The organism is Streptomyces sp. NPDC051020 (genome assembly GCF_040683105.1).
Lineage (GTDB): Bacteria > Actinomycetota > Actinomycetes > Streptomycetales > Streptomycetaceae > Streptomyces.
Map to the genome: position 1 here is coordinate 88,775 of NZ_JBFBCG010000007.1, position 23,767 is coordinate 112,541.

General features: G+C 70.1%; 23 protein-coding genes. 13 read left to right on the plus strand and 10 right to left on the minus strand.

What is annotated here, in order from left to right:
- Positions 1–54: 54 nt before the first annotated feature.
- The gene (locus AB0N06_RS06285; RefSeq protein WP_037691000.1) at positions 55–549 is read right to left on the minus strand and encodes an inorganic diphosphatase; all 495 of its coding nucleotides are present in this window, start codon (positions 547–549) and stop codon (positions 55–57) included.
- Positions 550–635: 86 nt separating this feature from the next.
- Here AB0N06_RS06285 and dacB point away from each other — a divergent pair, with 86 nt between their 5' ends.
- From dacB to folE, 6 genes are all read left to right on the plus strand, one after another.
- Complete coding sequence (gene dacB / locus AB0N06_RS06290; RefSeq protein ID WP_366133526.1) at positions 636–2,123, plus strand: D-alanyl-D-alanine carboxypeptidase/D-alanyl-D-alanine-endopeptidase; 1,488 nt, start codon at positions 636–638, stop codon at positions 2,121–2,123.
- Positions 2,124–2,172: 49 nt separating this feature from the next.
- Positions 2,173–3,306 (plus strand): zinc-dependent metalloprotease, encoded by a 1,134-nt coding sequence (locus AB0N06_RS06295; protein ID WP_366133527.1) that lies wholly within the window; start codon positions 2,173–2,175, stop codon positions 3,304–3,306.
- Positions 3,307–3,504: 198 nt separating this feature from the next.
- Positions 3,505–4,587, plus strand: coding sequence for a tRNA lysidine(34) synthetase TilS (gene tilS, locus AB0N06_RS06300; RefSeq protein WP_366133528.1), 1,083 nt, complete (start codon positions 3,505–3,507; stop codon positions 4,585–4,587).
- A 99-nt stretch (positions 4,588–4,686) separates the two neighbouring features.
- Entirely contained in the window at positions 4,687–5,226 is a 540-nt protein-coding gene (gene hpt, locus AB0N06_RS06305; protein WP_072487175.1) for a hypoxanthine phosphoribosyltransferase, read from the plus strand.
- Positions 5,227–5,441: 215 nt separating this feature from the next.
- The gene (ftsH, locus tag AB0N06_RS06310) at positions 5,442–7,469 is read left to right on the plus strand and encodes an ATP-dependent zinc metalloprotease FtsH (protein WP_366133529.1); all 2,028 of its coding nucleotides are present in this window, start codon (positions 5,442–5,444) and stop codon (positions 7,467–7,469) included.
- A gap of 144 nt (positions 7,470–7,613) precedes the next feature.
- Positions 7,614–8,219, plus strand: coding sequence for a GTP cyclohydrolase I FolE (gene folE, locus AB0N06_RS06315; protein ID WP_366133530.1), 606 nt, complete (start codon positions 7,614–7,616; stop codon positions 8,217–8,219).
- Between the two features lie 40 nt (positions 8,220–8,259).
- Here folE and AB0N06_RS06320 read toward each other — a convergent pair whose 3' ends face one another.
- The 6 genes from AB0N06_RS06320 to AB0N06_RS06345 form a co-directional block, all read right to left on the minus strand.
- Positions 8,260–8,742 carry a DUF3180 domain-containing protein gene (locus AB0N06_RS06320; RefSeq protein WP_366133531.1) on the minus strand — a complete coding sequence of 161 codons (483 nt, stop codon included), beginning with the start codon at positions 8,740–8,742 and terminating at the stop codon, positions 8,260–8,262.
- Between the two features lie 98 nt (positions 8,743–8,840).
- Positions 8,841–9,452, minus strand: a complete 612-nt coding sequence (gene folK / locus AB0N06_RS06325) for a 2-amino-4-hydroxy-6-hydroxymethyldihydropteridine diphosphokinase (protein ID WP_366133532.1) — start codon at positions 9,450–9,452, stop codon at positions 8,841–8,843.
- Positions 9,449–9,808: a dihydroneopterin aldolase gene (gene folB / locus AB0N06_RS06330; RefSeq protein ID WP_358858777.1), complete on the minus strand. Its 360-nt coding sequence runs from the start codon at positions 9,806–9,808 to the stop codon at positions 9,449–9,451. The genes folK and folB overlap by 4 nt, the downstream gene beginning before the upstream one ends.
- A 218-nt stretch (positions 9,809–10,026) precedes the next feature.
- Complete coding sequence (locus AB0N06_RS06335) at positions 10,027–10,500, minus strand: nuclear transport factor 2 family protein (protein ID WP_366133533.1); 474 nt, start codon at positions 10,498–10,500, stop codon at positions 10,027–10,029.
- Positions 10,497–11,294, minus strand: coding sequence for a dihydropteroate synthase (folP, locus tag AB0N06_RS06340; RefSeq protein WP_366133583.1), 798 nt, complete (start codon positions 11,292–11,294; stop codon positions 10,497–10,499). The genes AB0N06_RS06335 and folP overlap by 4 nt, the downstream gene beginning before the upstream one ends.
- Before the next feature lie 93 nt (positions 11,295–11,387).
- Positions 11,388–13,229 carry a phosphatidylglycerol lysyltransferase domain-containing protein gene (locus AB0N06_RS06345; protein WP_366133534.1) on the minus strand — a complete coding sequence of 614 codons (1,842 nt, stop codon included), beginning with the start codon at positions 13,227–13,229 and terminating at the stop codon, positions 11,388–11,390.
- Between the two features lie 140 nt (positions 13,230–13,369).
- On the opposite strand from AB0N06_RS06345, the gene AB0N06_RS06350 reads away from it, so the two are divergent.
- On the plus strand, positions 13,370–14,491 hold the full coding sequence (locus AB0N06_RS06350; protein WP_366133535.1) for an alpha/beta hydrolase-fold protein: 1,122 nt from the start codon (positions 13,370–13,372) through the stop codon (positions 14,489–14,491).
- 45 nt (positions 14,492–14,536) lie between these two features.
- Here AB0N06_RS06350 and AB0N06_RS06355 read toward each other — a convergent pair whose 3' ends face one another.
- Positions 14,537–15,715: a betaine/proline/choline family ABC transporter ATP-binding protein gene (locus tag AB0N06_RS06355; RefSeq protein ID WP_366133536.1), complete on the minus strand. Its 1,179-nt coding sequence runs from the start codon at positions 15,713–15,715 to the stop codon at positions 14,537–14,539.
- A gap of 130 nt (positions 15,716–15,845) precedes the next feature.
- On the opposite strand from AB0N06_RS06355, the gene AB0N06_RS06360 reads away from it, so the two are divergent.
- The 4 genes from AB0N06_RS06360 (at position 15,846) to AB0N06_RS06375 (ending at position 19,386) form a co-directional block, all read left to right on the plus strand.
- Positions 15,846–16,559 carry an ABC transporter permease gene (locus AB0N06_RS06360; RefSeq protein WP_366133537.1) on the plus strand — a complete coding sequence of 238 codons (714 nt, stop codon included), beginning with the start codon at positions 15,846–15,848 and terminating at the stop codon, positions 16,557–16,559.
- 3 nt (positions 16,560–16,562) lie between these two features.
- Positions 16,563–17,237, plus strand: a complete 675-nt coding sequence (locus AB0N06_RS06365; protein WP_366133538.1) for an ABC transporter permease — start codon at positions 16,563–16,565, stop codon at positions 17,235–17,237.
- Between the two features lie 60 nt (positions 17,238–17,297).
- Positions 17,298–18,275 carry an ABC transporter substrate-binding protein gene (locus tag AB0N06_RS06370; RefSeq protein WP_366133539.1) on the plus strand — a complete coding sequence of 326 codons (978 nt, stop codon included), beginning with the start codon at positions 17,298–17,300 and terminating at the stop codon, positions 18,273–18,275.
- A 106-nt stretch (positions 18,276–18,381) separates the two neighbouring features.
- Positions 18,382–19,386 carry a hypothetical protein gene (locus AB0N06_RS06375; RefSeq protein ID WP_366133540.1) on the plus strand — a complete coding sequence of 335 codons (1,005 nt, stop codon included), beginning with the start codon at positions 18,382–18,384 and terminating at the stop codon, positions 19,384–19,386.
- Positions 19,387–19,416: 30 nt separating this feature from the next.
- On the opposite strand, the gene AB0N06_RS06380 is transcribed toward AB0N06_RS06375, so the two are convergent.
- Positions 19,417–20,559, minus strand: coding sequence for an NADH-quinone oxidoreductase subunit D (locus AB0N06_RS06380; protein WP_366133541.1), 1,143 nt, complete (start codon positions 20,557–20,559; stop codon positions 19,417–19,419).
- 114 nt (positions 20,560–20,673) lie between these two features.
- Positions 20,674–21,681 (minus strand): SAM-dependent methyltransferase, encoded by a 1,008-nt coding sequence (locus AB0N06_RS06385; RefSeq protein ID WP_366133542.1) that lies wholly within the window; start codon positions 21,679–21,681, stop codon positions 20,674–20,676.
- A 96-nt stretch (positions 21,682–21,777) separates the two neighbouring features.
- On the opposite strand from AB0N06_RS06385, the gene AB0N06_RS06390 reads away from it, so the two are divergent.
- The gene (locus tag AB0N06_RS06390; protein WP_366133543.1) at positions 21,778–22,977 is read left to right on the plus strand and encodes a sensor histidine kinase; all 1,200 of its coding nucleotides are present in this window, start codon (positions 21,778–21,780) and stop codon (positions 22,975–22,977) included.
- Between the two features lie 43 nt (positions 22,978–23,020).
- The gene (locus AB0N06_RS06395) at positions 23,021–23,698 is read left to right on the plus strand and encodes a response regulator transcription factor (protein WP_366133544.1); all 678 of its coding nucleotides are present in this window, start codon (positions 23,021–23,023) and stop codon (positions 23,696–23,698) included.
- The last annotated feature ends 69 nt before the right edge of the window (positions 23,699–23,767 follow it).

The window sequence follows — 23,767 nt, forward strand, 5'->3', positions numbered from 1 at the left end:
GCCGTAAGCGGAACCGGGATCACGCCTGTGCGGCAGTCACGGGCACCGCAGTGTTCAGTGCTTGCCGCCCTGCGCCTCGAGGCGCTTGTAGGAGGCCTCGATCTCGGCCTCGGCCTCGGCGCGGCCGACCCAGTCGGCACCCTCGACGGACTTGCCGGGCTCCAGGTCCTTGTAGACCTCGAAGAAGTGCTGGATCTCCAGGCGGTCGAACTCCGACACGTGGTGGATGTCGCGCAGGTGCTCCACCCGCGGGTCGGAGGCCGGGACGCACAGCAGCTTGTCGTCGCCGCCGGCCTCGTCCGTCATGCGGAACATGCCGATGGCGCGGCACTTGATGAGGCAGCCGGGGAAGGTCGGCTCGTCCAGGATGACCAGCGCGTCCAGCGGGTCGCCGTCCTCGCCGAGGGTGTTCTCGACGAAGCCGTAGTCCGCCGGGTAGCTGGTCGAGGTGAAGAGTCGACGGTCCAGGCGGATCCGACCGGTCTCGTGGTCCACCTCGTACTTGTTCCGCGAACCCTTCGGGATCTCGATGGTGACGTCGAACTCCACGGGTGGCTCCTCCATGATCAACACATACGACTGGTGATTAAGTGTCCCCCACGGAGATGTGTGCTCGCGAAAGGGGCTGGTCAACGGTGGCCGAGCCGGTGAAAAGACCGTCGATCAACCCGTTGAACGCCTTGCGCAGGCCGACCGTGGCGGGCTGCCTGAACAAGGTGAACGGATGGAGCAACTGGCAGTTCACGGCAGGCTCCGCCGTCCTCGGCCTGGCGCTCGCGGCCGGCGCCGTCCTCGCCGCCGGTCCCTGGGACTCGGGTCAGCGTAAGGCCGAGCGGCAGTGGACAGCCGCCCGGGACCGCACAGGTGGCGCACATCACGAACCTGCCGCGCCCGTCCCGCCGGCCCCCGCCCCCAGTGCCCCGGCCGTCCTCGCGGCCCTCGGCACCCGGGTCGACCAGGCCGCCCCGGACGCAGCGGCGGCCGCTCTCCGCACCACCCTCGACAAGCTGCTGGACTCCTCCGCGCTCGGCACCGTCCGCACCGCCGTCGTCATCGACACGACCACCGGCAAGCGGCTGTACGGGAAGGGTGCCGACACAGCGATGACGCCCGCCTCCACCGTCAAGATCGCCACCGGCGTCGCCGCACTCTCCGCCCTCGGCCCCGACCATCGCATCGCCACGACCGTCCGGGCATCGCCGGACTTGCGCACCCTCACCCTCGTGGGCGGGGGCGACCCCACCCTCGACAAGGCGGCGCTCGGCGAACTGGCCGCCGGGACCGTACGAGCCCTGCGCGACCGCGGCGTCGACTCCGTCCGGCTCCGGTACGACACCTCCTGGTACTCCGGCCCCGCCCGGCACCCGATCGGCCCCAACGAGAACATCGCCCCGGTCAGCGCCCTGATGCTGGACGAGGGGCGGCTCGACCGGACGGACAGCGGCCCCGCCCCGCGCAGCGGCGACCCGGCCGGTGACGCCGCCCGCACCTTCGCCGGACTCCTGAACGACGCCGGTATCGGCACCCGGTCCGCCCCCGCGCGGGGCCGCGCCGCCGCCGCGTCCCGGCCGGTCGCCACACATCTCTCCGCCCCGCTGTCCGCCCTGGTCGAACGGGCCCTGACCAACAGCGACAACGACATCGCCGAGGCGTTGGCCCGGCAGACCGCCCTGGCCGCCGGCGAACCGGCCGACTTCGACGGCGGCCGACGGGCCGTCACCGCCCAGCTGAAGAAGCTGCACCTGCCGCTGGCCGGCGCGAACTTCGCCGACGGCAGCGGGCTGAACCGCAAGGACAAGGTCACCGCCGGGCTGCTGGCGGGCCTCCTCGCCCGCGCCGCCGAACCCGGCCGCCCCGAGCTGCGCCCCGTCCTGACCGGCCTCCCGGTGGCCGGTTTCACCGGCACGCTCAGCAACCGGTACACCTCGACCTCGCGCGGCACCGGACTGATCCGCGCCAAGACCGGCACCCTCACCGGGGTGAACACCCTCGCCGGGACGGTCGTGGACGCACAGGGCCGGCTGCTCGCCTTCGCCTTCCTGGCGTCCGGTACGACGTCACCGTCCGAGGCCCAGTCCGCCCTCGACGCCCTCGCCACGAGCCTCGTCGTCCGTACCCGATGAGCCGGTCAACAGCACACCGCGGGCGGACCCGAGCACGTACGGTTGACGCATGACGAGCATCGGTGGTGCCGAGATGGTCGACTGGAATCTCGCGGTCGCGACCGCGACCCGGCTCGTACGGCCGGGACCCGACATCAGCCGCGAGGAGGCCCGCGAGGTCGTCGCGGAGCTCCGCAGACATGCCCAGGCGTCGGAGGAGCACGTCCGTTCCTTCACCCGGATGATCCCGGAGGGGACCGAACCGGAGGACACCCCGGTCCTGGTCGTCGACCGGGCCGGCTGGATCAGGGCGAACGTCGCGGGCTTCCGCGAACTGCTCCGCCCGCTCCTGGCGAAAATGGAGAACCGGCGGTCCAGCAGCCCCGGCGGTGCCGTGCTCGGCGCGGTCGGCTCCAAGGTGACCGGCGTCGAGCTGGGCATGCTGCTGTCGTTCCTGGCTTCCCGGGTCCTCGGACAGTACGAGACGTTCGCCCCCGCGAGCCGTGAGCTCCCGGCCTCCCTCAGCGGTGGTGGCAGACTGCTGCTCGTCGCCCCGAACGTCGTGCACGTCGAGCGCGAACTCGACGTCGACCCGCACGACTTCCGGCTCTGGGTCGCGCTCCACGAGGAGACCCACCGCACCCAGTTCACCGGTGTCCCGTGGCTCCGCGACCATCTGCAGGGCGAAATCCAGTCGTTCCTCGACGAGACCGACGTCGACCCGATGACCGTGCTGGAACGGCTCCGCGAGGCCGCCCAGTCGCTCGCCGGCAGCACGCCCGAGGGCGAGGAGGGCGAGGACGGCGGCCGCAGCTTCGTCGAGATCGTCCAGACGCCCGCCCAGCGCGAGATCCTCGGCCGGCTCACCGCCGTGATGTCCCTGCTCGAAGGACACGCCGACTACGTGATGGACGGTGTCGGTCCCGAGGTCGTCTCCTCCGTCGGAGAGATCCGGGAGAAGTTCCAGCAGCGCCGGGCGCGCGGCGCCGGCCGCCTCGACCAGGCGTTGCGCAAGCTCCTCGGCCTCGATGCCAAACTGCGCCAGTACCGGGACGGCGAGCGGTTCGTGCGCGCCGTCGTCGACGAGGTCGGCATGGACGGCTTCAACCGGGTCTGGACCTCCCCGAACACGCTCCCCACCAAGGCCGAGATCGCCAAACCGGTGGACTGGATCGCGAGGGTGCACCGTAAGGCAGAGTCGTGATCATGAGGCGGCCGACGGGGAAAGCCGGAAGAAGTACGCCCCGGTAATCACCCATCCGAGGGACCGTAGGGGCATGGGAAGGCGTGCAATGCTCGATGAACGGCTCGGTTCTGTCACCATCGACGCACTCTGGGTGACGGCACTCTTCCCGTCCCGACGCTCCGAGGCACCCCCAAAACTTCACGAAGGGCACCGGACATGGGTCCCCATCCTGCGGTCGCGGCGATACGCCTGGCGGTCCGCCGCGTACTCCACGACGTACTGAACGAATTCGCCGAACGCACCGAACGCACCGAACGCGCCCCGCGCCCCGAGCTCGCCGAAGCCGGTCCGGGCAGGCGGCGCCCCGCACTCCCCGAACGCCCCGACGCCCCGCTGGTGCTGGTGGCCTGCTCCGGCGGCGCCGACTCCATGGCGCTCGCCTCCGCCCTCGCCTTCGAGGCCCGCAAACTCGCCGTCCGGGCCGGCGGTATCACCGTCGACCACAACCTCCAGGACGGGTCCGACGTCCGCGCCGCCGAGGTCGTCGCCCGCCTCGCCGCCATGGACCTCGACCCGGTGGAGGCCGTCGCCGTGCAGGTCGGCCGCGACGGCGGACCCGAGGCCGCCGCCCGCGACGCCCGCTACGCGGCCCTGGACGCCGCAGCCGAGCGCCACGGCGCCGCCGCCGTCCTGCTCGGCCACACCCGTGACGACCAGGCGGAGACCGTCCTGCTCGGCCTCGCCCGCGGCTCCGGCATCCGCTCGCTCTCCGGCATGGCCGCCGCCTCCGGCCCGGCCGGCCGTTACCGTCGCCCCTTCCTGCAGCTCGACCGGCAGACCGCCCGCAAGGCGTGCCTGGTCCAGTCCCTGCCCGTCTGGGACGACCCGCACAACACCGACCCCGCCTACACCCGCTCCCGGCTGCGCCACGAGGGCCTGCCCGCCCTGGAGAAGGCCCTCGGCAAAGGCGTCGTCGAGGCCCTGGCCCGGACCGCGCAGTTGTCCCGCGACGACGCCGACGCCCTGGACACCTGGGCCGCTGAGGCCGACACCGCCGTACGGGACGACGCCGGGCAGCTGGACTGCGCCAAGCTGTTCGCGCTGCCCCCCGCCGTACGCCGTCGAGTGCTGCGCCGGGCGGCCGTAGAGGCAGGCGCTCCGGCCGGTTCTCTCTTCGCCCGCCACATCGAGGAAGTCGACCGTCTGATCACCGGCTGGCGCGGTCAGCAGGCCATCAACCTGCCCGGCCGCGTCGAAGCCCGGCGGCAGGGTGGCAGACTGGTGATTCGGCAGAGCTGAAGCACAAGCGGCTGACATGCAGGCGAGCGGCTGCGCACGGCCGGGGCACCACCCCGGGCCGGGCAGGCAAAGAAAGAGACGTGGGTGAACGAGAAGGACATGGGCACCGACCTTCAGTCGGTGCTCCTCACCAAGGAAGAGATCGACGCGAAGCTCGTCGAGCTGGCCGCGAAGATCGACGCGGAGTACGCGGGCAAGGACCTGCTCATCGTCGGTGTCCTCAAGGGCGCCGTGATGGTGATGGCGGACCTGGCGCGCGCGCTGTCCACCCCCGTCACGATGGACTGGATGGCTGTCTCCTCGTACGGCGCGGGCACCCAGTCCTCCGGTGTCGTCCGGATCCTCAAGGACCTGGACACCGACATCAAGGGCAAGCACGTCCTGATCGTCGAGGACATCATCGACTCGGGCCTGACCCTGTCCTGGCTGATGTCGAACCTGGGCTCGCGTGAACCCGCAAGCCTGGAGATCTGCACCCTGCTGCGCAAGCCGGACGCGGCGAAGGTCGCGCTCGACTGCAAGTGGGTCGGCTTCGACATCCCCAACGAGTTCGTCGTCGGCTACGGGCTGGACTACGCGGAGAAGTACCGCAACCTGCCCTTCGTCGGCACGCTCGCCCCGCACGTCTACGGCGGCTGAAGGCCCCGCAGCTTTTCTCCGGTCCGCACCCGACCCGGGTGCACCCCCGGGAACCCCTGACGGGTTCCCGCCGTTGGAGCCTTTGAAGGCGGGTTTGACAGACGGCCCAGGCAGTCACAGGCGACAATGCTGGGGTACCGTCCGAAGAAACAGTCTTTTCTCACAGCAGCATTTACCTACGGGCAGGAGGGACGGGGCGACTTCGCTCCGTATGGATGGACGTGAAGCGATACTTCCGTGGGCCGGTCATGTGGATCGTGCTGGCCGTCCTCGCCGTGGTCGTGTTGATGCAGGTCGTCGGCTCGTCGGGCGGCTACAAGACGGTGGACACCGGCAAGGTGATCCAGGCGATCAGCAAGAACCAGGTGGACCAGGCCAAGCTGACCACCGGCGACGAACAAGTCCTCAAGATCGAGCTGAAGGACGGCCAGAAACTCGCGGGCGAGTCCGGCAGCAAGTTCCAGGCGAGCTACATCGGTGACCAGGGTGTCCAGCTCGCCGACACGCTGCAGAAGAAGTTCGAGAGCGGTGACATCGAGAAGGGTTACACCGTCTCGCCGTCGAAGCAGTCCCCGTTCATCTCGATCCTTCTCTCGCTGCTGCCCTTCGTCCTGATCGTGGTCGTCTTCCTGTTCCTGATGAATCAGATGCAGGGCGGCGGCTCCAAGGTCATGCAGTTCGGCAAGTCCAAGGCCAAGCTGATCACCAAGGACACCCCGAAGACGACCTTCGCCGATGTGGCGGGGTCCGACGAGGCCGTCGAGGAACTCCACGAGATCAAGGAGTTCCTCCAGGAGCCGGCGAAGTTCCAGGCCGTCGGCGCGAAGATCCCCAAGGGAGTCCTGCTGTACGGGCCTCCCGGTACGGGCAAGACGCTGCTCGCGCGCGCCGTCGCGGGCGAGGCCGGCGTCCCGTTCTACTCGATCTCCGGTTCCGACTTCGTCGAGATGTTTGTCGGTGTCGGTGCCTCCCGGGTCCGTGACCTGTTCGAGCAGGCGAAGGCGAACGCCCCGGCGATCGTCTTCGTCGACGAGATCGACGCCGTCGGCCGGCACCGCGGTGCGGGTCTCGGCGGTGGTCACGACGAGCGTGAGCAGACCCTGAACCAGCTGCTCGTCGAGATGGACGGCTTCGACGTGAAGGGCGGCGTCATCCTGATCGCCGCCACGAACCGGCCGGACATCCTCGACCCGGCGCTGCTGCGCCCGGGCCGCTTCGACCGGCAGATCGCGGTCGACCGGCCGGACATGCAGGGTCGTCTCGAGATCCTCAAGGTGCACCAGAAGGGCAAGCCGGTCGCCCCGGACGTCGATCTCGGCGCCGTGGCCCGTCGTACGCCCGGTTTCACCGGTGCCGACCTGTCGAACGTGCTGAACGAAGCGGCGCTCCTCACGGCGCGCAGCAACCAGAAGCTGATCGACAACGAGATGCTGGACGAGGCGATCGACCGCGTCGTGGCGGGCCCGCAGAAGCGGACCCGGATCATGTCCGACAAGGAGAAGAAGATCACCGCGTACCACGAGGGCGGACACGCCCTGGTCGCGGCGGCTTCCCCCAACTCGGACCCGGTGCACAAGGTCACGATCCTCTCCCGCGGCCGTGCCCTCGGTTACACGATGGTGCTGCCGGAGGAGGACAAGTACTCCACGACGCGCAACGAGATGCTCGACCAGCTGGCCTACATGCTGGGCGGACGCGCGGCCGAGGAGCTGGTCTTCCACGACCCGACCACCGGCGCTGCGAACGACATCGAGAAGGCCAGTGCCACGGCCCGCGCGATGGTCACGCAGTACGGCATGACGGAGCGGCTCGGCGCGATCAAGTTCGGCGGCGACAACACCGAGCCCTTCCTGGGCCGGGAGATGGGCCACCAGCGCGACTACTCGGAAGAGGTCGCGGCGCTCGTCGACGAAGAGGTCAAGAAGCTCATCGAGACCGCGCACAACGAGGCGTGGGAGATCCTCGTCGAGAACCGCGACGTTCTCGACAACCTGGTTCTCCAGCTGCTGGAGAAGGAGACCCTCGGCAAGGAGCAGATTGCCGAGATCTTCGCCGGAATCGTGAAGCGTCCGGCCCGCCCGGCATGGACCGGCTCCGCACGGCGTACGCCGTCGACGCGGCCGCCGGTGCTCTCGCCGAAGGAGCTCGCCCTCACCAACGGGGTCACCACGGCCAACGGGTCGACCCCGGCGGACACCGCCGCGGCCACCGAGGCGATCCCTGAGGACCGTCCCGAGAGCTAGTACGGACCCCGGTGTGGCCCCTGTCACGGGGGTCCACCGACCCGGAATGGATGCCGCGCCCCCCAGGTTTTAGCCTGGGGGGCGCGGCTTTTTGTATGTCTGCGCGATGTCCGCGCAGGTGACAGCTGAAGGAACGAGGCACAGATGACCGACCCGGTGACGCTGGACGGCCAGGGTTCGATCGGTGAGTTCGACGAGAAGCGGGCTGAGGCAGCCGTGCGTGAGCTTCTCCTCGCCGTCGGGGAGGACCCGGACCGGGAGGGGCTGCGTGAAACACCGGGACGGGTGGCGCGGGCGTACAAGGAGATATTCGCGGGTCTGCACCAGCACCCCGAGGACGTCCTGACCACCACGTTCGACCTCGGCCACGACGAGATGGTGCTGGTCAAGGACATCGAGGTGTTCTCGACCTGCGAGCACCACCTGGTGCCGTTCCGTGGGGTCGCGCATGTCGGGTACATCCCGGCGACCACCGGCAAGATCACCGGCCTGTCGAAGCTGGCCCGGCTGGTCGACGTCTACGCCCGGCGCCCGCAGGTCCAGGAGCGGCTGACCACGCAGATCGCCGACTCGCTGATGAGGATCCTGGAGCCGCGCGGAGCCATCGTCGTCGTCGAGTGCGAGCACATGTGCATGTCGATGCGCGGCATCCGCAAGCCCGGGGCCAAGACGCTGACTTCTGCGGTACGCGGCCAGCTCCGTGACCCCGCGACGCGCGCCGAGGCGATGAGCCTGATCATGGCCGGCTGAGGCCCGGAGGCGGTGCCGGTGGCCGGGCGGGGGCGGAGCGTCAGGCCGAGGCGGCGCTCTTGTCGTCGTCCTTGTCCTCCGGGAGCTTGCAGACGCGCTCCAGGAACAAGGCGGCAGCGACCACCCCGATCCCGGCCAGCACCGCGAAGCCGGCGTAGATCGCCTGGTCGCGGCGGGCCGGAATGTCGAGCGAGCCGAGCAGGAAGACCCCGATGCCGCCGTACAGGCCGGCGACCAGCGACACGACGAGGGCGCTGGCCTGGCCGAAGACCACGGCGCGGGCGGCCATCAGCGGCTCGACGCCCTTCGCCCCCGGGCGGCGCTCCCGCTGCGCGCGCAGCCGGGAGCGGATGGAGAGCGCCGTCGCGAGCAGGATGACGGCGATCACCGCGAGCACAATGGGCGCGGCGATCGGCACGCTCGGCAGGGTCGCGAGGGAGTCCCAGAGGCGGGCACCGCCCCAGGACAGCACGCCGGCCGCGGCGAAGAGTCCGGCCAGTACCCCGAGCCGTAGTTGCTTCACCGAGAAAGCCGCCCTTCGCCGCCGGCCGACCGGGCCGTCCGCCCGTCTGTCCGGCTGTCTGTTCTGTGTCCTGTGCTGACCTGCCCTGAGCCTAACGACTACTCGGGCAGGCGGAGTTCCAGATCGGTCCGGGGGCGTATGCCGTCGCGGCCGATCGTGCCGAGCAGCTCTGCCACCGGGCCGTGGCCGGGCAGCTGCGCCTCGGGGGCGACGTCGTACCACGGGGCGAGCACGAAGGCCCGCTCGTGGGCCCGGGGATGGGGAAGGGTCAGCACCGGGTCGTCGGAGACCACATCCGCGTACGCCACGATGTCCACGTCGATGGTGCGCGGGCCCCAGCGCTCCTCGCGGACGCGGTCGAAGGCCTCCTCGATGGCCTGGCCGCGCTCCAGGAGGGAGGACGGGGGCAGCGTCGTCTTCACGACGATCACCGCGTTGAAGTACGACGGCTGGGAGCCGGGGGCGACACCCCACGGCTCCGTCTCGTACACCGGGGACACCGCCTTGACCCGCAGGCCGGGGGTGTCCTCCAGGGCGTCGATGGCGCCCTGGAGGGTCTCCAGGCGGTTGCCCAGGTTGGAGCCGAGCGAGATCACGGCCGGTTTCGGGTTGGAGAGGGTGATGTCCGCCGCGTCGACCTGCTCGACCACAGAGGCGGGCACCGGCTGTACGGTCGGGTCGCTCTGCCCCTCGGTAGAAAATGCTGTCATGCTCGGCTCCGGGTGATGGTGATGGTCACGTCGTCGAACGGGACGGTGATCGGCGCATCCGGCTTGTGCACGACGACCTCGACCTCCTCGACGCCTTCGTGTCCCAGGCACTTCTGGGCGATGCGCTCCGCGAGTGTTTCGATCAGATCGACCGGCTCTCCTTGCACGATCTCGACGACCTCCTCGGCGACCACGCCGTAGTGCACGGTCTTGGTCAGGTCGTCCTCGGCTGCCGCGGGGCGGGTGTCGAGACCGAGAACCAGGTCGACGATGAAGGTCTGGCCCTCTTCCCGTTCCCGGGGAAAGACGCCATGGTTCCCACGGGCCTTGAGGCCGCGCAGCGCGACACGATCCACGCGAATCACTCCTGCTCTTGTTGGTCGTAGAGACACGGGGCCGCGTGCGGACGGCAAGGTGCCCTGTTTCGAATCTACCTGCGAGCGCGGACAGTGCTCGCCCGCGGGGGCTATGGTCGGCACCGTGCGGGGCTGGTGGGCGCATCTCCTACCCCGCAGCCCGGAGTCCAATCCCCTCGGGGGCGTATCCGTACGGGGCCGCCCCCCCGCAGGGGGGTTCAGGAGGGCGACTCGTCCTCGTCCTCGTCCTCGTCCTCGGTCAGCACCGGGGACCCGTGATGGGACCAGAGCTTCCAGCCGTCTTCGGTGCGGCGGAACACATTGGTGGCGACGACGAGTTGGCCGACCAGTGGTCCGAGCTCGCCGCCGTCCTCCGCGGGACCGCCGCTGAGGATGTTCTCGGTGCAGGTGACCAGGGCCGTGTCCCCGGTCATCGAGATCCCGACATCGGTCAGGAAGAACTGGATGTACTCGGTGTTCGCCATGATCAGGGCGTAACTGCGCAGTACCTCGCCGCGTCCGCTGAGCACCGGCCAGCCGGGGTGGACGCAGGAGATCGTGAGGTTCTCGCCGGGCAGCCAGAGCCCGGAGAGCTCGTCCAGGTCGCCGCGCTCCATCGCCTCGTAGAAGGCGGTGTTGGCCTGTTCGACCGCTGCGATGTCGGCGGCCACCTGTTCCTGGTCGTCGCTCACGTGGCTCCCTCGATGGCGCGGGCGACCCGGACGGCGTCGGCGGTCGCCCGGACCTCGTGGACCCGGACCGCCCAGGCGCCCGCCTGGGCGGAGAGGGCGGAGATCGCGGCGGTGGCCGCGTCGCGTTCCCGGGCGGGTGGCGGTGCGGCGCCCTCACCGGCCAGCACATGGCCGAGGAACCGCTTGCGGGAGGCAGCGACCAGCAGGGGGCGGTCCAGCGCGCGCAGCTCGTCGAGGTGGGCGACGAGGGAGAGATCGTGGGCGGCGTCCTTGGCGAAGCCCAGGCCGGGGTCGATCACGATCCGTTCGGGGGCGACACCGCCCGCGACCACCGCGTCCATCCGCGTCCGCAGTTCCGCGACGACCTCGGCGACGACGTCCTCGTACACCGCACGGCTGTTCATCGACTCGCTGAAGCCACGCCAGTGCATGACCACGAACGGCGCTCCGGCGGCGGCGACGACCGGGATCATGTCCGGGTCGGCGAGCCCGCCGCTCACATCGTTGACCAGCGCCGCGCCTGCGGCGACGGACTGTTCGGCGACCCGGGCCCGCATGGTGTCCACGGAAACCGTGACGCCTTCCTGGGCCAGCCCCCGGACGACCGGGATCACGCGCCGCAGCTCTTCGGCCTCGTCCACCCGGCTGGCACCGGGACGGGTCGACTCGCCGCCGACATCGACCAGATCGGCGCCTGCGGCGACCAGGTCGAGGCCGTGCTTGATCGCAGCCGTGGTGTCGAACCAGCGGCCTCCGTCGGAGAAGGAGTCGGGGGTCACATTGACGACACCCATGACCGCACAGCGGTCCCACTCCGGCAGGCCCTGGACCGTGCCTCGTCCACGCAACGTACTCATGCGACCAGCGTAGGCCCGTACGGAGCGGTGTTACGCCGCGCTGGTACCGCGCTCCGGTCCGGGACCCGGTGTGTGTGCGCAGGGCCGGGGCCGGGGGCCCGGGAATCGGCGGGCGAACGGACGGGGCAGCCCGACGTTGACGAAGCCCTCGGCCTGCATCGCGGCGAACGAGATCCGGGGCAGGTCGCGGCTGGTGCGGTAGACGACGAAGCGGGGCTCCCAGCGGGGCTGGAACTTGGCGTTGAACTTGTAGAGCGACTCGATCTGGAACCAGCGCGACAGGAAGATCAGGAGCCCGCGCCAGCCCCGCAGCACCGGGCCCGCGCCCAGTTTCTCGCCGCGGGCGAGCGCCGAGCGGAACATCGCGAAGTTCAGCGAGACACGCTCGATGCCGAGCCGGGGCGCGTCGTGCAGGGAGGCGACGATCAGCAGCTCGTTCATCCCGGGGTCGGCGGCGCGGTCGCGGCGCATTAGGTCCAGGGACATGCCGTCCGTGCCCCACGGGACGAATTGGAGTACGGCCTTCAGATCGCCGTACGGGGAGTCGGCGGTGTGCTCGTCGGCCTTGTGAGCGGTGGCGATGACGCAGTCGCCGTCGGCCGGGTCGCCGATCCGGCCGAGCGCCATGGAGAAGCCGCGCTCGGTATCGGTGCCGCGCCAGTCGGCGGCGGCCCGCCGGATGCGGGTGAGCTCGGTCTCACCTATCTCGCGGACGCGCCGGACGCGGGTCTCGTAACCGTTCCGCTCAATGCGCTTCACCATCTGTCGCACGTTGCGCATCGCGCGCCCGGCGAGCGAGAAATCCGCGACATCCACCACCGCCTCGTCGCCGAGCTCCAGCGCGTCGAGCCCGGTCTCGCGGGTCCAGACCTCGCCGCCCGTCTCACTGCAGCCCATCACCGCGGGGGTCCACGAGTGCGCCTTGGCCTCGTCCATGAAGCGTTCGATGGCGCCCGGCCAGGCCTCCACGTCACCGATCGGGTCGCCGCTGGCCAGCATCACCCCGGACACCACGCGGTAGCAGACGGCGGCCTTGCCGCTGGGGGAGAAGACGACGCCCTTGTCGCGACGGAGCGCGAAGTGGCCGAGCGAGTCGCGGCCGCCGTGCTTGTCGAGGAGGGCCCGCAGCCGGACCTCGTCCTCCTCGGTGAGCCGGGCGGCCGGATGTTCGGGGCGGAACGCGAGGTAGATGGTGGTGACGGCGGTCAGCAGACCGAGTGCGCCGAGCGAGTAGGCCACCTCCCAGGAGGTCACTCCGGCGTACTCGACGGGGCCCTCGAAGCCGAACAGCCCGTACAGGACGTGCTGGAGACGGTCGGCGATGGAGGGGTTGCCGACGACGCGGCCGGGGTGAACGGAGACGATGATCAGCCCCAGGCCGAGCGAACCCGCTCCGAGAAGAACAAAGTTGGCCAGCGCCCTCCAACGGCTGCGCGGGTCGGGGAGCGCGGCGAACTCACCCCGGTGGCGGACCAGCAGACAGCAGAGCGCGAGGGAGACGAGGGTGCCGAGGATCGAGTGCCGGTAGACGAACTGCGCAGCCGCGCCTGCCGGCAGCAGGACCACGGCGGCGCGCCAGGCCCGCCGTTTGCGCCGCTTGAGGCCGTGGGCGAGGAGCAGCAGCAGGATGCCTGCGCTCAGCGACAGCGCGGCGGCGAAGGGGCCGAGGGCTCCTGGAAGGACTTCGGCGAGCGTGTGCATCCGGCTGTGCCGGAAGCGCGGGAACACCCCTGCGGCGACATCGATGAGACCGACGACGGTGCAGGAGGCGCCGACGAGCGCCGGTACGGATTCGGGGCGCGGTCCGCGTACGAACTTGCGTACAGCGTTCGGAACCGATCCCGATTTATCCTCATCTAGCGTGATAGACATCGCTTCCCGTGGCTCCGCGAGAGATTCTTGAGTCCGTCGGCCGAAGCGGTCCGGACGTTGTGCGACCTCTAGGACGAGGCTTCCGGGCAGTGGGTTCACCCACATCCCGGAAATTTCCTGACAAGAAAGCTCACCCGACCATGGGGCTCACCAGCAAAACAGTTCTGACCCTGTCCACTGTGCTGACCGTCGTTCTGTTCGCTGCCACGGTCCTGATCTGGCCGAGACTGGCCCGCCGCAGTGTGCCCGCAGTGCTCGGCCGGATCGGCCTGCTGCTGGCGACCCAGGTGATGGTTTTCACCTCGGTCGGCCTCGTGGCCAACAACTCCTTCCTGTTCTACGGCTCCTGGGCGGATCTCTTCGGCAGGCCGCAGGAGCTGGGCGTGGTCACGGACGGGGCGGCCGGGACCCTGGCAACGAAGAACATGGTCCGGGTCGGGATACAGCAGCCGGACGTCCCCGGTGGTTCGCGCCTGACGACGGCCGGCCGGATCGACAAGGTCGTCATCGCGGGGCGGCGGTCGAAGATCAAGAGTTCGGCGTACGTGTATCTGCCGCCGGAGTACTTCCAGCCGGAGTACGCCAACCGGAAGTTCCCGGCGGTCGTCGTCCTCACCGGCTATCCGGGCACCGCGGAGAACCTCCTGAAGCGTCTTGAGTATCCACGCACCGCACTCGATCAGGTGAAAGCCGGACGGGCACAGCCGATGATCCTGGTGCTGCTGAGGCCCACGGTCGCGCCGCCGCGTGACACCGAGTGCGTGGACATAGCGGGCGGGCCGCAGACCGAGACGTTCTTCGCGAAGGATCTGCCCCAGGCGGTCTCGGACTCGTACCGGATCGGGAAGCAGGCACGGAACTGGGGCATCATCGGCAACTCGACCGGCGGGTACTGCGCACTGAAGATCGGCCTGCACCACCCGGACAGGTTCGCGGCGAGCGCCGGTCTGTCCGCGTACTACAAGGCGGCCGAGGACCCGACGACCGGTGATCTCTTCCACGGGAACCAGGCGGAGCGCGAGCGCGCGAACCTGCTGTGGAGCCTGGACCACCTGCCCCAGCCCGACTCGTCGTTCCTGGTGACGACATCACGGCAGGGCGAGGGGAACTACCGCAGTACGCGGAGGTTCATGGCGAAGGTGAAGGCGCCCGCCCAGGTCTCCTCGATCGTGCTGGACAGCGGCGGGCACAACTTCAACACCTGGCGGCGGGAGATCCCTTCGGCGCTGGAGTGGATGAGCAGCCGGCTGAGCGAGAACTGACCGGGTGCGGCGGGGCCGTGGAGATGCCCGGCGCGTGCCCCCAGTTCAGAGCGAGCCTGCCCGGGCCACCGTCTCCACGTTCACGTCGGCGCGCGGCAGGTCCTGGGCGTCCGCGTCGATCGAGCGGCGCAGCGCCTCATGGAGGCGGGCGGGGGTGAGCACCCCGAGGAACCGGCCGGTGCTCTCCTTGTCGATGACCGCGATCCAGCCCGCGTCGTGCTGCAGCATCGTGGCGAACGCCTGCTTGAGCGGGGCGCCGACGGGGAGCCACGCCTCCATGCGGCGGGCGTGTTCACGGACCGTGCCCGTGGCCTCGGTGAGGGTGGTGCCGGCCGGGATCCAGCCGTGCAGGTGGTCATCGGCGTCCAGGACGACGGCCCAGCGCGCACCCTCGGCACGCAGCCGTTCGGTCGCCCGGGAGAGCGGGTCGTCCAGATGGACGACGGGCGGCTGGTCGAGATCGCCCTCCTCGATGGGGGTCACGGAGAGCCGCTTGAGGCCGCGGTCGGCGCCGACGAAGTCCGCGACGTACGGGGTGGTGGGGGCACCGAGCACGGTCGCGGGGGAGTCGAACTGCTCGATGGAACCCTGCCCGTAGACGGCGATGCGGTCGCCGAGCCGGACGGCTTCCTCGATGTCGTGCGTGACGAACAACACGGTTTTCCGGACCTGGGCCTGGAGTTTGAGGAATTCGTTCTGCAGCCGTTCACGGACCACCGGGTCGACCGCGCCGAAAGGCTCGTCCATCAGCAGCACCGGCGGATCCGCGGCCAGCGCCCTGGCCACTCCCACGCGTTGGCGCTGACCACCGGAGAGCTGGTCCGGATATCGGTCACCATAAACGGAAGGATCGAGTCCGACGAGGTCGAGGAGTTCGGCGGCGCGCTCGCGGCCCTTTCCCCGCTTCCAGCCCAGGAGATGAGGAACCGTCGCGGTGTTCTCCAGCACCGTCTTGTGCGGAAACAGCCCGACCTGCTGGATCACATAGCCGATACGGCGGCGGAGCCGCACGGGGTCGATGGCGGATATGTCGTCCCCGCCGAGGAATATCCGGCCCTCGGTCGGTTCGACCAGCCGGTTCACCATCTTCATGGTGGTGGTCTTGCCGCAGCCGGACGGCCCTACGAGCGTGACCAGTTCACCCTCGGCCACTTCGAAGGAAAGGTCGTCGACTGCGGTCGTACCGTCGGCGTACCGCTTGGTGACGTGCTCGAAACGGATCATGGTTCCCCATTGTGGCGCGTGTTCCGTGAAGAACACGTTGCTGGAATAGAACGGCCTCAGCGATTGTCAGTGGTCGGGGGTAGGGTCGCCAGACATCAGTACGGACCGGCGACCGGGAGGTGGGGGACGGATGGCCGGACAGAACTGCCTGGTGACGAACGACTGGATCTGCGGTGAGTATCTCCGTTCCCGTAGCCAGGAGTTGACCGATGCGACCGTTCAGCACATCGGGCTCACCGCTGTCTCGGTGGTGATCGGACTCCTGGTGGCATTTCCGCTGGCGCTGCTCGCGCGCCGCAGCCGGCGTATTGCGGGACCGGTGCTCGGACTGACGACGGTGCTCTACACCGTGCCGTCGCTGGCGATGTTCTCGCTGCTGCTGCCGTTGTTCGGGCTCTCGGCCGCGCTGGTCGTCACCGGCCTGGTGCTGTATTCGCTGACCATTCTCGTCCGGAACATCCTGGCCGGGCTCGAATCCGTGCCGCAGGAGGCGAAGGACGCCGCGAAGGGCATGGGATACGGGTCGGGCCGACTCCTGTGGGAGGTCGAACTCCCGCTCGCCCTGCCCGCGGTGATGGCCGGGGTCCGGATCGCCACCGTCTCCACCATCGCGCTGACCACGGTCGGCTCGATCGTCGGCAGAGGCGGCCTCGGCAACCTCATCGAGGACGCTCTGCCGAGCTTCTTCAAGGCACAGGTGCTCACCGCTTCGGTGCTCTGCGTGCTGCTCGCGGTGGTCGCGGACCTGCTGCTGCTCGGGGTGCAACGGCTGCTGACGCCCTGGACCCGCATACGCACGACGCGCGACGCCGTGGGTGCGGTCGCCAAGGTGAAGGCGGTCTGACCCATGGGAGTACTCGGCGAGGCCTGGACCTGGCTGACCACCGGCGCCAACTGGTCGGGTGAGAGCGGGGCGGGGCACCGGCTCGGCGAGCATCTGTACGTCAGCGGGGTGTCACTCGCGCTGGCCTGCGCGATCGCGCTGCCGGTCGCTCTGTACCTGGGGCACATCGGGAAGGGCGGCGCACTGGCCGTGAACCTCTCCAATGTGGGGCGGGCGATCCCGGTCTTCGCGGTGCTGGCTCTGTTCATGGTGTCGCCGCTGCGCAACGCCGGTTATGTGCCGACGATCAGCGCGCTGGTCCTGTTCGCCGTGCCGCCGCTGCTGACCAACGCCTATGTCGGGATGGCGGAGGTGGACCGGTCGGTGGCCGAGGCGGCGCGCGGCATGGGGATGTCGGGCGGCCAGCTCTTCGTACGGGTCGAGCTCCCGCTCGCCTATCCGATGATCATGACCGGTCTGCGCTCGGCGGCGGTCCAGGTGATCGCCACGGCCACGATCGCCGCCATGGTCGGTCAGGGCGGGCTCGGCCGCATCATCACCGCCGGCTTCAACACGTACAACACACCGCAGGTGGTTGCCGGAGCGCTGCTCGTCGCCGTGCTCGCCCTGGCGGTGGAGGCCGTGCTGGTGGGGCTGGACCGGGTCCTGTCGCCGCTCCGCCGCCGCCGGACCGCCTGACCCATCCGATTTGCCCGACACGACTCGTAATCAGCCCTGTTGCTGTGGACGGAGAACATCATGAGCAAGACCTCGCGCATAGCGGGCGCGGTCATCGGCATGGTCGCGCTGGCCGGCTCGCTCGCCGCCTGCGGCGGCGACAGCCTGGAGAAGGACAAGGGTGGCTCTGCCGCGTCCGGTGACTCGGGGAAGAAGGGCTCGCTCGTCGTCGGCGCCGCGGCCTTCACCGAGTCCAAGGTGCTCGCCGAGCTGTACGCACAGATCCTCGGCGACACCGGATACAGCACCTCGGTCACCACGGTGAAGAACCGGGAACTGTACGAGCCGTCCCTGGAGAAGGGCGAGATCGACGTCGTGCCCGAATACGCCGCGACGATCGCCGAATTCCTCAACGCCAAGGCGAACGGCGCGAAGACGGCCGAGAAGAATCCGGTCGCCTCCGGTGACGCGGCGGCCACCACCGCCGCACTGGAGAAGCTCGCCGCCCCGCGCGGACTGAAGGTGCTCCCGTACGGTGAAGCGGTCGACCAGAACGCGTTCGCGGTGACCAAGGAATTCGCCGACAAGAACAAGCTCAAGTCCCTTTCGGATCTGGGTGCGTCCAAGCTGAAGGTGAAGATCGCGGCGGGTGACGAGTGCGAGGTGCGGCCCTTCTGCGCACCGGGTCTGAAGAAGACGTACGGCATTGATGTCACCGGGATCGACCCGAAGGGAGTCGGCACCCCGCAGTCCAAGCAGGCCGTCAAGGACGGCAAGGACCAGCTGGTCCTCACGACCACCACGGACGCGGTGCTGGACAGCTTCAACCTGGTGTTCCTGGAGGACGACAAGAAGCTCCAGAACGCGGACAACGTCATACCGGTTCTCAATGCCAAGGACGCCGGAGCGCAGGACATTGCCGATGCGCTCGGCAAGCTCACCAAGACGCTCACCACCGAGGACCTCGCGGAACTGAACCGCAAGGTCGACGCCGAGCGTGCCAAGCCGGCCGATGTGGCCAAGGACTATCTGCAGTCGAAAGGTCTGATCAAGAAGTAGGAAGGGACCGCTTCGGGGGCCGCCTGGTAACCCGTCAGGTAACCGCCGTGGAACAGATTGCCGGGCGGCCTCCCAAGCGACCCGTACACACGGTAAATTTCAGGCCATGCCACGTGGACGTCATCGCCATTCGCCACCTCTGCACAGAATCCTTCCGCCTTCGGTCGTCGCCGGAGCGTCGGTTGTCTGTGCTGCGGGCGCCTGGCTCCTCGCCGAGCCCCTGGTCCTGCGCGGACTGGTCGCCGTCGCTGCGGCCGCCGCCGTCACCGGTGCGTATCTGATGCGCTCCTGGGACCGGGAGGCCGGCCGTCGCGTTGCGGAACTGATGCGTGCCCGCGCAAACGACGAATGGAAGACCGAGGAGCGCATCGCGGAGCTCGAGGCCGACCTGGAGGAGTCGCGGGCCCTGCGCGTCCGGCTGGAGGCGAAGCTGCGCCGCAAGCGTGTGGAGCTCGCCGGCCTGCGCGGTGAGCACGCCGCACTGCTGCGCCGTTACGCCAACGCCGAGACCGAGCGGGCCAGCGCGCTGGAGGGGCGCAGGCAGCTCGCGCTCGAAGCGGCCGCCTCGCCCAGGGAACTGCCCACCGCCCGCTCCACGCCGACACCTGCCGCGTATGCGTGCGCCGCCCAGGCCCTGCAGGACCTCACTCGCAACGCCGCGCTCCAGGAGGCCCGCCGCACCGCCGAGCAGGCCAGGAAGCGCGATCTCGCGGAGCGCGCCCCGGAGGCGGAGGAGCGCAAGGGGAAGCACGCGGCGGCCGCTGCCGAGCAGCACCGCCGCCCGTCGGCCGCCCTGCCTCAGGCCCGCCCGTCCACCGCGCTCCCCGCGCCGCGCGCCGTCCCGGCAGCCAGTGCGGTCATGCCGCACGCCGGGTCCCGCCGTCATGCGGTGCCGCAGGGCAGCTTCGACTTCTTCGGTACGCAGAAGGCGCGCGCCGCGATCGAGTCCGTGCAGAACGAGGACCTCGCGGACGTGGTCGGAGAGGAGGCGCTGGCAGCGCACCGCACGGGGACGGCGCAGAACCGCGCCGTCGGCAAGGTCATCGACCTGACCGCGCACGACGAGACGGAGCAACTGGACGTCGTGGAGCTGCGCAGCGCTATCTCGTAGGCCCTGTCCTGCCGCCGGTCGTCGGCGGAGCTACTTGTCGATGTCGCCGACGACGAAGAACAGCGAGCCCAGGATCGCGACCATGTCGGCGACCAGCGTGCCCGGCAGCAGCTCGGTGAGCGCCTGGATGTTGTTGTACGAGGCGGAGCGGAGCTTCAGCCGGTACGGGGTCTTCTCACCCTTGGACACCAGGTAGTACCCGTTGATCCCGAGCGGGTTCTCGGTCCAGGCGTAGGTGTGGCCCTCGGGGGCCTTCAGCACCTTGGGCAGCCGCTGGTTGATCGGACCGGGCGCGAGCCCGGCCATCCGGTCCAGGCAGGCGTCCGCCAGGTCCAGCGAGTTGTGGGTCTGTTCCAGCAGGCACTCGAACCGGGCCAGGCAGTCGCCCTCGGTGCGGGTGACGACCTTGAGGGTGTCCTGCAGCTCCCCGTACGCCAGATACGGTTCGTCGCGCCGCAGATCGAAGTCGACCCCGGAGGCGCGGGCGATCGGCCCGGACACCCCATACGCGTGCACGGTCTCGGCGGACAGCACACCGACACCGCGGGTACGGCCCCGGAAGATCTCGTTGCCGAGCACCAGCCGGTCGTACACGTCCATCCGTGAGCGGACCGAAGCGACGGCGTCCCGGGCGCGGCCGAGCCAGCCCGCCGGAAGGTCCTCCTTGAGACCGCCGACCCGGTTGAACATGTAGTGCATCCGGCCGCCGGAGACCTCCTCCATCACGGCCTGGAGCTCCTCGCGTTCCCGGAAGGCGTAGAACACCGGGGTGATGCCGCCCAGCTCGAGCGGGTACGAGCCGAGGAACATCAGGTGGTTCAGCACCCGGTTCAGCTCGGCGAGCAGCGTCCGCGTCCAGACCGCGCGCTCCGGGACCTCCATGCCGAGCATCCGCTCGACGGCCATCACCACACCCAGTTCGTTGGAGAAGGCCGACAGCCAGTCGTGACGGTTGGCGAGCATCACGATCTGCCGGTAGTCGCGCGCCTCGAAGAGCTTCTCCGCACCGCGGTGCATATAGCCGATGACCGGCTCGGCGTGCTGGATCCGCTCGCCGTTGAGAACGATCCGCAGACGGAGCACGCCATGTGTCGAGGGGTGCTGCGGCCCGATGTTGAGCACCATGTCGGTGCTCTCCGCCGCGCCACCGATGCCGACCGTCGTCTCCGTCATACCGCCAGTATTCCCTGCGCGCCGCACAGCGCGCTCCGGGCCCCGGGCTTTCCGGCCCGTCCGCCCGGCGCACCGGCCGGGTTGCCTCCGGGGCGCTGCCGCGGAGCCTGCTCGTCACACGCCGGAGGGGGTCGACAGGCTCGCCCCGACCCGTTGCATCAGCCACCCGAAATCGCCCAGCCCGCCCCGTGCGGTCAGCTCGGCCGCCTCGCCCGCCGACGCCAGCGCCCGCACATACGCCGCCGGGTCGGCCGAGGCGAGTGCGAGCGACGGCCGCTCCCCGCTGACCCCCAGCCCCCGCAGCGCCTCCCGCTGATCCACCACCTCCGGCTGGGTCCCGCCCCTCGCACCCGCCGCCGCGCACGCGTCCAGCGCCACATGAGAGGTCAGGTCGCAGCTGCCGTCCGGCACCGGCCGCACCTCGCGCCCGGCCCGGAAACCGGTCAGTGTGCCGAACGGCGGCCGCGCCTCCCGTACGTGGGCGTAGTCGACCGCCACCGCGAGCCCTTCGGACAAGGTGGCGACCGCCCGCGCCCACGCCTCGTCGCGCGGCCGCCCGATCTCCGCGCGGCTGCCGGGACCGGCCGACGGCCACCAGCGGCGCAGCCACTCGGCGTCCGCTCCGGTCACCGGTGCGCCCAGCCGCTCCGTGCCGTCCACCGTCCGGACAAGCACATACCGGTCGACGCCGTCCGCGTCGGTCTCCGCGACCGGCGTCGGCACGTTGTCCAGCCACTCGTTGGCGAACAGCAGCCCCCGCACCCCCTGCGGGGGCTCGGCGCACCACTCGATCCGGGGGTCGAGACCCGGCGGCCGGGCGGCGATCTCCACCGCGTACGCCCGTACCGCGAGCCCCGTCGGGGCGATGCCCGGGAGCGCCGCCAGCACCCCCGTCAGCAGCTCGCCCCGCCCGGCCCCGAGGTCGACCAGATCGACCCGGTCCGTTCCCAGCTCCCGCGCCGTCCCGGCCAGCAGTCTGGCCACGGCGGCGGCGAACAGCGGCGAGGCATGTACGGAGGTACGGAAATGCCCGGCAGGCCCTTCGGGGCTGCGGTAGAACCCCCCGTCCCCGTACAAAGCGGCCTGTGCCGCCTCCTGCCACCCACACCACTCATCCGTCACGGAGCCAAGTCTCCACCCTGGGGAGTATGGTCCCGAGAACCGGATCGGCCCTTCGGCTGACCCAGTCACCTGTCGGCCTTCCCTACGCTGGGTCACGTGCAGCGCCTCTACGACTTCATCCGCAGACACCCGACGGGCGTCGACATCTCCTGGGCTGTCGTCCTCCTCGGTCTCTCCGGCCTGTCCGTGGTGGCCGACTCGAGCCGCGGATCGGAGCGGCTCCCCGCCGTGCCGGTCATCATCGGCCTCTGCCTGGTCGTCGCGCTGCGCCGCAGGGCACCGGAGAAGATGCTGCTGCTCGCCGTCACGATGGGCGTCGCGCAGCTGGCGTTCGGTGTCAGACCGAGCGTCGCGAACTTCGCCATGCTGGTGATCACCTTCACCGTGGCCACGGTCGGTGAGCGCTGGGCGTCCCGGCTCGCGCTGGTCTGCAGTCTCTGTGCGGCCGGTGTCTCACAGCTGCGCTGGCCGGACGAGATGCGGGGCAGCTGGGCGCAGGAGGTCTTCGTCGTCGTCGTCATGACGGTGCCGTTCGTGCTGGCCTGGGTGCTCGGCGACTCGATGCGGACCCGTCGGGCGTACTTCGACCAGCTGGAAGAGCGCGCTGCCCGGCTGGAGCGGGAGCGCGAGGCGCAGTCGAAGGTCGCGGTGGCCGCCGAGCGGGCCCGTATCGCCCGCGAACTGCACGATGTCGTCGCACACAACGTCTCCGTCATGGTGGTGCAGGCCGACGGTGCGGCGTACGTGATGGACGCGGCGCCCGACCAGGCCCGGCAGGCCCTGGAGACGATCTCCAGCACCGGCAGGCAGGCCCTCGCCGAGATGCGCCGGCTGCTCGGCGTGCTGCGGACCGGCGACGCCCGGGAGAGCGGGGAGTACGTCCCGCAGCCCGACGTCGAGCAGATCGAGGAACTGATCGAGCAGGTCAGGCAGACCGGCCTGGCAGTGGACTTCAAGATCGAGGGCACCCCGCGCCCGCTCCCCAGCGGGGTCGAGCTGACCGCGTACCGCATCGTGCAGGAGGCCCTGACCAACACCCGCAAGCACGGGGGCCCGGACGCCGGTGCGAGTGTGCGGCTGGTCTACTTCGACGACGGGCTCGGGCTGCTGGTCGAGGACGACGGCCGGGGCGCCGCGCACGAACTGTACGAGGACGGCGGCGCCGACGGCGCGGGCCACGGGATGATCGGCATGCGCGAGCGGGTCGGCATGGTCGGCGGCACGCTCGACGCCGGGCCGCGCCCCGGCGGCGGTTTCCGGATCAGCGCGCTGCTGCCGCTCAAGCCCGCCCACTAGCCGGCTGACCCTTGCTGGACAGGAACAGGAGACAAGGACCCTCATGGCGATCCGCGTGATGCTCGTCGACGACCAGGTGCTGCTGCGCACCGGCTTCCGGATGGTGCTCGCAGCCCAGCCGGACATGGAGGTCGTCGCCGAGGCCGGCGACGGCGCGGAGGCGATCGAGAACCTTCGTTCCACCGCCGTGGACGTGGTGCTGATGGACGTCCGCATGCCGAGGCTGGACGGCGTCGAGGCGACCCGGCGCATCTGTGGCGGGCCCGGTGCGCCCAAGGTGCTCATCCTGACCACCTTCGACCTCGACGAGTACGCCTTCTCCGGGCTGAAGGCGGGGGCCAGCGGCTTCATGCTCAAGGACGTGCCGCCGGGCGAGCTGCTCGCCGCGATCCGTTCGGTGCACAGCGGAGACGCGGTCGTCGCCCCGTCCACCACGCGGCGACTGCTCGACCGCTTCTCGCCCCTGCTGCCGAGCAGCGGCAGCGAACCGCAGCACAAGGACGTCGGCAAGCTCACCGACCGCGAACGCGAGGTGATGCTGCTGGTGGCGCAGGGCCTGTCGAACGGCGAGATCGCGGCACGCCTGGTGCTGTCCGAGGCGACGGTGAAGACGCACGTCGGCCGCATCCTCACCAAGCTGAATCTGCGCGACCGGGTGCAGGTCGTCGTCCTCGCGTACGAGACGGGGCTGGTGCGGGCCGGCGGGGGCGGGGCGGGCTGACCGGCATCGCGGCCTCTCCGCGGGACCGTCCGGGCTCAGGCACGGGCGGCCGGACCGGGCCCACGGCGC